We start from the raw sequence: 9,216 nt of genomic DNA, 5'->3' as shown, positions 1-9,216 counted from the left end.
TCGGCGTGTCCGTTGATCAGATCTGCGCCAACGTGAGCTACCGCCGTCATCAAAACCTCTTTCCAAACAAGAGGTTAAGGTGCCCGCCGCGAGCGTGCGCTAGCTTCAGATGCTTGCGCCGCTTGGAGTCCACGCCCATATGGGCTGGATTGCTCTGGTTTCGGCAGTCCAAGGCGGTGCGAGCGTCCCTCGCCCCCCCCCTTGCACCACCTCCGCACTCGCAGGCCTTCATTTCTAAAGAGCATGCGCCCGTTGGCAAAAATCTGGTCAACGCGCGGTGCCAAGCCCATTGAAGGGGAAGACACGTACCGCGATTTCTACTCTCCTGTAGAGAGTATGGCCAGTATAACTAGCCCGAAAGCGCAGGTCAAACAACAACGATGGTGCCAGGGTTCTGATCGGGCAGCGCCTTCCCGATCACCGTCAACGCCTGCCGGGCCTCTTCCTCGTTCGGCCCAAGATCCAGGATCAACGTCTGATCTTCGTTCAGATTCATCTGCTTCTCGAGATCGGACTGTAGTCGAACACGATCAATGTCCTTCAGCACGCAGAAGAATACCGAAAACTGCACGGCCTCGCCGTATCCCTTGAGGGTCTTGTGGACACGCCGCAGGCGCTTTGGATTTCGAATGTCGTAGCAGACCAGGTAGCAGCGGCGCATTGGTCTTCCACCATGGTTAGCGTGTCATCAGAAACGCAAGCGACGGGATCTCCCCAGCGAGCCAGGCGGCGATCATGCGTGCGTGGAGAACGATCATGCGTCGGTAACTCAGGCGATATTTGAAGACCGGGTGCGTCACTTCCGTGTCCATCCTGCGTCCGTATGCGCTGAAGAACGCCTTGCGGCCTGCGTCCGTGAGGGCACAGCCGGCCGCTGTGCGCAGGAAGTGCCCCTCTGTCAGCTCTCCCCGATTGAAGGTTGAGATGGCCACTGAGTCGGCGATTAGAGGCCGGAACGGCTCCATCAAGTCCAGAGCGAGCGCAGGTCGGCCTGGCTTGGAGGTGTGAAAACCGCCGATCGATGGTTCGAGTCGCGCGACCCGAAGTGCCGCTACGCATTCATGCGTGAGCATTGAGTAGGCAAGCGAGAGACAAGCATTGATCGGGTCGGGCGGTGGACGGCGTTGCCGACCGTTCGAGTTGAACTCGCTCGCAAGTGGCCCTTTGAACATCCCGGAGAAGTGAGCAAAGTAAATGGCCGCGGCCTGGCCCTCGTGGCCGCGGACGGCATCAAGAGACTCCGCGGTGGCTGCCCGCTCTGCCTCTCGTGCCAAGTCTGTGGGGACAGTTGGGGGGAGCGAGGCATGATTGCGCATGAGCAGCGTTCGCTGATTCATGATCTTGGCGGCGACGAGTGCGCGTGCGAAATCAAGGCAGATCTCTGGCTGATCGAGTTTCCGGATCTGCGCCCGCCGAACTTGGGCACTGGCGGAGTCGAGTGGATCGACCATCGCGATCATCCGCCCTGACGCAGACAAAAAGGCGATTGGGATTCCCCGGTTGGCCAGGGCGTGGAGCGCCTGGGTGCTCATCTGCACCGAGCCGAGGAGAGAGAGGCTTTCGACGCTGGCCAGCGGGATTGTTTTGACCGTCTCCCCTTGACTGTTCGTAACCTTGAGGGCCATCCCTTGGATCCCGATCTTCGTGCCGTTCTGCTGAGCGATGATGTGGATCCCCTCGTCGCGGGGCGGCCAGATTTTCCTGGGCCGGAGTTCATCGGTCGGTTCCTGAGCGCGTTGGTGGTTGATTTCGTCCGGCAGGCAGATAGGTTGAAGCGAACACCGGACGCAACGCGGGTCGTGGACCAGCGGCAGGGGGCGCGGGCCCTTCGCGCACTCCTTCGCCGCCTCCAAAGTCGCCAGGGCTTCCGCCTTGAGGTTCGCGTCCACGTCAATCTTGAGACGTAGCTTCTCCTCCGCGTAGTAGATGACTGCTTCGGTGACCGTGTAGCCATTTTCCTCGAGGAGAATGGCCTGGAGACCGATTTGAACACGATCCGTCGGCCATGCCTCCTTGATCGAGGCGGGCGGAGCGTCAGCCTGTCCTGGGTCATCCGGTGACGGGGGCATGATGTGCTTCGACCGCCCCTTTCGGTATTCGACAGGAATGGCGACTTGTCCCGCGATCTCAGCGAGATCCAGTGTCGCGGTCAGACCGAGCGTCTTGCTCGTGAGAGTCAAGCTTCGCACCGCTTTGGGGTGTTTGGGGTCTGTCGCCGTTGCTTCGTCGTTTTTCGGGGCTGCACTGGGCTTGTCCACTCGCCGATGAACTGCGACGCCTTGCTCGGTGTCGCTGCTGGGCAAAAAGATGCCCTCGACCTGCATGTAGTAGAACAGGCGAGGGCAGTAGGCATACTCGGCGACGTTCCGTGCCGGCCAGAGGCTCTCATCCATGGCTGGCTCCGCTTCTATGCTTCGTATTGGCGTTATACCCCGAAGGGTAGTAATGCATTCTCGTCCAGCACCGGCCCGCAATCAGCTGGTGGGGAGGCCAGCGTGGCGCCGAAGCAGCTCGATGACCCGCGACTGCACGGTGTCCCAGTAGGCTCGGGTCGGACTCCATGTGCCGCTCTCCAGGCTGTCGCCCGAAGGGTCCCGCCAGAGGTTCTCGATCTCCCTCGGGGCTCTACGCGAAGAGTTATCACCGGTCGGAAGGCTTCGCACGTCATTGAATGCAGTGCTTCCCTCGATACGATCCAGCGCTGGCTCTGACGTGCCGTCCTTGCAGGGGACGTACCACCAGCGGCCGCGCCAGTCAGGGTCGAGCAGGGCACGGAGGCCGATGTTGGCGGCAGCATTGAGGTCGGCTTGGATCGCTCGCCGTTCCTTATTGGTATCGTCCAGCTGAGCGCCGGCGATGAATAGATTACCGCCTTGTCGCGGAACCCGCACGGTGGCTGGTAGCGCTTCCCCTTTCGACTGAAGGTTGTTGAGATGGTCGTAAAGATCAACCAGGAAACGATCTTTGGCGTCGCCGCCATTCTTTTCCCGTGCCGTATTGATGGCCCTGCGCCACCAAGGCGCTTTCAGAAAATCGCCCGTCGGCACATCGTCACAACGAATCCCCGGAAGGCCCGTGCGGCTGCACTGACGGCTGGTGTAGTTTGCGGGCACTTCGAGGAAATGGAGGCCGTAAAGCTCGCACCCTTCCTTGAGGTATTTCCGCACCTTGGCGCTGGACCACTGCATCAGCTGTCGGTTCTCTCGGCGCGTGCGAAGATCGTCAGGGCGATAAGTCTTAAGGGATTCGATGACCACTGCGTGGCAGGGAGTATCCACCGTGGTGCGTGGGCGTTTGGGCAGTTTGCCGTTCTTCGGAATCTTGATGCGCCCAACGCCGAGTGCTGCCTCAATGATTCGGCTTGCGAGTTGCTTGACCCGCTGTTCGCGGAGGCGGTCGCGCGCCTCTAGCAGACGGCGGTTGAAGTTCTCAAGCTCATCGTCGCCCTTCTGTGGGATGTTTTTCCGTAGGTCGTCCGGCTCCGGTCGCATCTTGAAGGCTTTGAGGATCTGATAGAGACCCGAAATCGTGTTGATGCGAGTGATTGAAAGCCCGCCCACATGGCGGATGCTTGGATTATCTTCGGCCTTGCCACGGGGGAAAATCCAGTCCTTGAGCGAACGAAGCCGCTCTTTCCACTGCTGGTCGTCCGACTCCCAGCGCTCCTTCCAGGTGTCGTGCAGGTGCTGGCGAAGCTGATCGTTCTCCGCAAGCGCCTTGGCTGCTGTGCGCAGCTTGTCTCTGTTTTCCTTGCGCTTCTTATTTCTTTCTACGCGCTTCAACTCTGCGCTGATTTCCTCTGGCGTTTGGTAGTTCGGCAAAGTGGCGATGTGGTTCTGCCAGAGCTTCTTGGCCTCGTTATCTTCCCAGTCCGGTGATGAAAACAGATCGTGCCACAGGGACAGCGCGTCCTGCAGAAACTCGATTTGATTGTCGCGTCGTTTCGTTTCGTCGTCATTTTTTGACGCTTCTTTTGCCTCATGAAAGTAGTATTTTTGGCCGCCTGGCATGGGTTTGTAGTCGGCTGTCATGGCGAAAGCGATTCGAGCACGGTTGCCGTGGCGTTTTAACGCGAGCCGCAGGGTGCCCAAGGCGGAAGACATTAATTCGTCGACAGAACGGGAGATCGAGCGGATTTCGCCTTCCTTTTCGTCGGTTTCAGCGGACGGCTCGTTGGGCATTGCCGAGATCCATCCCAACTCGCGCAGCTTCTTCAATCGCTCTTTCTGCTTTTCGGTCTTCCCGAAACCACTTCTTACCATGCGGTCGATGAGCGGAACCGTCCGCCCCACTTCCACCTCCAGCTTGTGTACCGTCCAGAGTTCTTCGTTCGATGCCTCGCGAACTCCCTCGTCCTCTCCCTGTAGCTTGATGAGAAACTGCCGATCCAACCGGGCCCACGGGGCTGGATGGGGCGTATTGTCCAAAAGCTGATCGGGGCCGATGCGGCGATAGACGACGGTACGGCGTTTGCCGTCGTCGCCGGTCATTTCGACATGAAGGAAGAGGTCGCCCTCGCCGGATCCGCCGGCCAGCACGTTGAGACCCTGAATCTCTCTGCGGAACGCGTCGGAGCTGAGGGTCTCCCACACCGCGCAGGCGGCGGCGAACCGATGGCCGAGGTCGACAGAGAGAATGCGCAGATCCGGAAGGCGCGAAAGGATCAGCTGGGCGAGCCTCGCGCGTCCCTTGTTCGCCTGCGCATGGGGGGCGTACTGACCGGACCTCTTCGGCTGGATGTTGTGTTGCCCCGCATAAACGATGAATGGCCCGGAGGGACTCAGGCACGGCGAGAACGAGACGTACCAGCGCAGGCGCTTCCGTAGTTTTTCAGCCTGCTCTGTCTTGCCTTGTTCTTCAAGCTTGGCAATCCGATCCAGCTCGGCACGCGGTGCCTGAAGCCGCCCGTTCCACTCTTTCTCATTGAAGACATTTTTGATTTTCACGTGGTCGAACGCACTGGAAGCGGCCCTGCCCAACCGATCTGCTCGCGTGACCTCGGTAGGATTTGGATTGGGATTTTGGTCGAGCGCCAGGTCTGCGGTGAGACGTTTGGAAGACCAGTGCAGGTTGACATCAGTCATGCTTCTGCCGTTCCACAGGCGCATTTTCAGGCCGTGGCGGTTTTGAAGCTGCCTCGTATCCTGCTTGGCACCCTTGTCTCGGTCCCTGATCTCTTTATGGATGGCGAATTGGATCGACCATCTGGAGTTCCCGAAGTCGCAGAAAACCGGGTGTCGAAGTTCGTCAGGATGGCGATAGGCCGGAACTTTGAATCGCTTCTGGTTGTGTTCTGCAGTTTTGCCCGTCACGTAGTCGATCAGGATGGACGGGTTTTGGGTGCCTTCCTGATCGCGCCATACGCAGATAGCCTCGTCCGCAGCGAGGGCCTCAAAAAGCTGTATATCTCCGAACTTCTCAATTTCCGGATCGGCCTGGACTTTCCGAGCAGCCGCGATCCGTTTGTCCTCGGTGTCGCAGGACGCCTCCGCCCAGGCCTGGACGACATAAGACCATCCTTCAATGGCCCGCTTGCGGATGCGGTAGCCGGAGCCGGTGTTCGCCCCTGTCGTCATTGAGCGGCTTTCGCAGAACCGATCAAGCCATTCGACGGCACTAGGCGCGCGTTCCTGCAAATTCTTTAACTTTTGCGCGTCGCTTTCGAATTGGCGTCGCCGCTGCTCCGCTTTCTTGATCCAGGAATGCGCCATCGACACACGCCGGGCGGCGTGGTCCAGCATGACGGAAAACTCTCGGTGCCGAGCCGGACTGTTATCCTGGAGGTATGTGAGCTCGCATGAGTTCTCCACGTCTTTCAAAACTTCATCCGCCCATGGCTTTTTTCCTTTCTTCCCAACTTTTTTCCTGCAATTGCGGGCATCCTCATCGGCGAGCTTCCTTAGCTGATTCAGATCCTCTTGTGTGACTGTGCTCTTTTTATCCAGAGTCTTTAGGTATTCGCGCGTTGCGCTCTTGTGGCCAGGGCCGCTGATGCACTTGAGCACAGTGTCGAGGGTCGGGGGCTCCGATGGGCGGAGGGCGCACGCCAGTTTCTCTATCGTCGCCTTGCCATTATCACCATTCTGCGCTTGGGAAGCCCACTTCGCGATCTTCTCGTAGGCTTCGGCCATCGACATGAAGTCAGCACCTGTTCCGATCCCAAACCGGGCACTCAGCCACTGCCCGGCCTTTTGGACGAGATCCTTTGCCTTCTCGCCTTGCCGTGCAGGTCCTTCCGCATCATCCTTGTCTTTCCCGTCGCCGATTCCGGCGAAGTATTGAGTGCCAAAAAACGGCTCCAGAAAGTCCCAGGCCTCTTCCCACGTCAACGTCTTGATGCGTTCGACCGCCGCGTCGAAGAGGGCCCTCCTGTTCACCCATACGGCATCTTCGCGGATATGCGCTTTCAGCGACGGGCCACAGTCTTGCAGCCAGGCGTCGATCTCATGCTCCTGAAAATCTCGTTTTTCGAGAATCTCGCGCAGTTTTTCTTCGACTTTTTTGGCCCGGTCATCGGCTGAGTCTCTTCCTGTGGCGACAATAAATTCTTTCGGCGCACCATGCTCGTCTTCCACGCTCAACCACGACAGGGCCAGCAAGACCCGTCGGTCGCGCCTCTCCTGATCGGTCGGCCTTTGTGGCGGGTTATTTCCCTTCGCGGGTACCTCCATCTCCACGAGCGTGTGGCAAAGCCCGCCGCGCAGCGTCAGCAGCCAGTCGCCGAAAGCCTTCGCTCCGCGGTTAACAGCCTTGTGAGTCGCCCAGAGCGCGTCGTGCCAACAATCGCAAGAATTGTTTTGACACACGGCGCACTCGCCAGATGCGCGGTTCAGGCGGAGCGTGTAGGCGCGCTGGGTTGTTTTCTCTGACATAGGTTTTCTGCCTCCATTAGCGGGTGGTTGGAGTCCGGGATGATGGTAGGGGATGTCGATTGTTTACATGCTGCAGATATGCACGACAAGGGTGAAGTTGCTCGATGGGCGGGCTATGCTGGTCATATCACTGTTTGTCGCCGTAGCGCGCAGCGTGGTTTGCCGGCGGTGCCGATCGACGAGGCGCTGCTGGCGGCGCTGGCGCATGGCATGCCCGCCTGCGCGGGCGTGGCCGTGGGGGTGGATCGCCTGCTGATGGCGCTGCTCGACACGGACCGCATCGCCGAGGTGCTGGCGTTCGATTTTGCTCATGCCTGAATGACCGTCATGGTGCTTGCATGCGCCGGCGACAAAGGCTGGTAACGTCCAGCCAATCCTGTTGCCGGAGCCGATTCATGCGCATGCGCTTCGTTGTCCTGATCGGGTTGGCTGCCCTGCTGACCATTCCCCAAGCGTCAGCCCAGGGCTCGTCACAAGCGGGGACGGTGATCCGTTGTGAATCCAGCGATGGCCGTACTCGGGAGTGCCGGGCGCCTGTGGGCCGGGCGGTGCTGCAGCGCCAGCTTTCCCGGGCGGCCTGCATCGAGGGGCGCAGTTGGGGGCAAAGCCCCGACGGTATTTGGGTTTCACAAGGCTGTCGGGCCGAGTTCCTGGTGCTGCCTTGGGGCAGGCCAGGAAATACGGGCCTGGTGCGCTGCGAGTCGGAGGATGGCCGTTATCGCCGCTGCGCCCTGCCGGGGCGTGGGCGCGCCGTGTTGGTCCGGCAACTGTCCAAAAGCGCCTGCATCGAGGGGCGTAGTTGGGGCGATGATCGTGGCGCGGTTTGGGTGGATCAGGGATGTCGGGGCGAATTCAGCGTCGAACGCGGTCGTGGACGCTGGGACGATGACGACCGTCCCGGTTCGTCGGGTCGGGTCTTCCGTTGCGAATCCTCGGACGGGCGCTATGTCGAATGCGCCGCCGAAACCCGCTGGGGCGTGCAACTGCTGCGGCAGCTGTCAAAAGCGGCTTGCATCGAGGGCCGCAGCTGGGGCTATGGGCGCGGCGTGGTCTGGGTGGCGCAGGGGTGCCGGGCGGAGTTCCGCAGTTTCTGATCCCAAGCCAGGCCATTGCTCGGAACGGTACGGGATGGGGGCGGTGCATGGTTAAATGTGCGGATGAATAATCCCGCACTCGCTCCTGCACCCGATTCCGCCATCGACTACGACCGGTACGATCACGTCCGTCCGATTCGCTGGACCGGACAAGCGCTAGAACTTTTGGATCAGCGGGTGCTGCCGTTCACCGTCGTGCACGAGGTCTGTCGCACCAGCGATGAGGTGGCGGAGGCGATCGCCGCTCTGGTGGTGCGTGGGGCGCCGGCGATCGGCATCGCGGCCGCCTGGGGCGTGGTGCTGGCGGCTGCGGGGATCGACACCGATGATCCGGTCGAGGCCGCGCAGCAGCTGGAGCCGGCCTTGCAACGGCTCAACGCAGCACGGCCGACGGCGGTGAATCTGGCCTGGGCCTTGGCGCGCATGCGTCGGGTGCTGGCCAGCGCGGGGGCAGATTGGCGCGATGCGCTGGCGCGCGAGGCGCATGCGATCGAAACCGAGGATCTCGCCGCCAACCGGGCAATGGGGCGGGCGGGTGCTGCGCTGATTGCGCCCGGTAGTGGCGTGTTGACCCATTGCAATACCGGTTCGCTGGCCACCGCAGGGTTCGGCACCGCGCTGGGGGTGATCCGTGCGGGCGTGGCGCAGGGCCGTATCGCCCGGGTGTTTGCCACCGAGACCCGTCCCTGGAATCAGGGGGCGCGCCTGACCGTCTGGGAGCTGCAGCAGGACGGCATCCCGGCCACCCTGATCGCCGACGCGGCTGCGGCGCATTTGATGAAAACCGGCCAGGTGCAGTGGCTGGTGGTCGGCGCCGATCGCATCTGTGCCAATGGCGATACCGCCAACAAGATTGGCACCTACCAGCTTGCCATCGCCGCGCGCCATCACGGCGTCAAGGTCATGGTGGTGGCGCCATCCTCGACGGTGGACATGGCCACGGCGCATGGTGATGCCATCGAGATCGAACAGCGCGACCCGGCCGAGCTGCTCAGCTTCCGCGGGCAGCGCGTGGTCGCCCCTGGGGTGTCGGCATGGAACCCGGTGTTCGATGTCACCCCGCATACGTTGATCGATGCCATCGTCACCGAACATGGGGTGATCGAGCGCCCGGATGCTGTGCGTATGCAGGCCCTTGCCGCGTACACGAATCGTTGTGCACAGCACAGTTGATCCGACGCCGGGATGGCCGGCCCGAGTGCCGGTCGCGTAAGCGATTGCGTTGCTGCAAGACGCGCCAGGACAGCGGC

Annotated in this window: 5 protein-coding genes and 1 pseudogene; 3 read left to right on the top strand and 3 right to left on the bottom strand. The window is 61.1% G+C overall.

Going from position 1 to position 9,216, the window contains the following annotated elements:
• Positions 1-367 precede the first annotated feature (367 nt).
• The 3 genes from cas2 to cas12b form a co-directional block, all read right to left on the bottom strand.
• Positions 368-661, bottom strand: a complete 294-nt coding sequence (cas2, locus tag BUA29_RS01315; RefSeq protein WP_072754840.1) for a CRISPR-associated endonuclease Cas2 — start codon at positions 659-661, stop codon at positions 368-370.
• Positions 662-677: 16 nt separating this feature from the next.
• Positions 678-2,393, bottom strand: a complete 1,716-nt coding sequence (locus BUA29_RS01310; protein ID WP_072754839.1) for a CRISPR-associated endonuclease Cas4/Cas1 — start codon at positions 2,391-2,393, stop codon at positions 678-680.
• A gap of 81 nt (positions 2,394-2,474) precedes the next feature.
• Positions 2,475-6,872 (bottom strand): type V CRISPR-associated protein Cas12b, encoded by a 4,398-nt coding sequence (cas12b, locus tag BUA29_RS01305; protein ID WP_072754838.1) that lies wholly within the window; start codon positions 6,870-6,872, stop codon positions 2,475-2,477.
• Positions 6,873-7,019: 147 nt separating this feature from the next.
• Between cas12b and BUA29_RS12365 the strand changes: the two are divergent.
• The 3 genes and pseudogenes from BUA29_RS12365 to mtnA all read left to right on the top strand — a co-directional run.
• Positions 7,020-7,190, top strand: a pseudogene (locus BUA29_RS12365) (amino acid--tRNA ligase-related protein); the annotation flags it as partial.
• A 20-nt stretch (positions 7,191-7,210) separates the two neighbouring features.
• Positions 7,211-7,966, top strand: a complete 756-nt coding sequence (locus tag BUA29_RS01295) for a DUF3011 domain-containing protein (protein WP_084602290.1) — start codon at positions 7,211-7,213, stop codon at positions 7,964-7,966.
• 63 nt (positions 7,967-8,029) lie between these two features.
• Positions 8,030-9,139: an S-methyl-5-thioribose-1-phosphate isomerase gene (gene mtnA, locus BUA29_RS01290; protein WP_072754836.1), complete on the top strand. Its 1,110-nt coding sequence runs from the start codon at positions 8,030-8,032 to the stop codon at positions 9,137-9,139.
• Positions 9,140-9,216 lie beyond the last annotated feature (77 nt).

The sequence above is a fragment of the Thermomonas hydrothermalis genome, assembly GCF_900129205.1.
Taxonomy (GTDB): Bacteria; Pseudomonadota; Gammaproteobacteria; order Xanthomonadales; family Xanthomonadaceae; genus Thermomonas; species Thermomonas hydrothermalis.
This window is presented reverse-complemented; position numbering and strand designations above follow the sequence as displayed.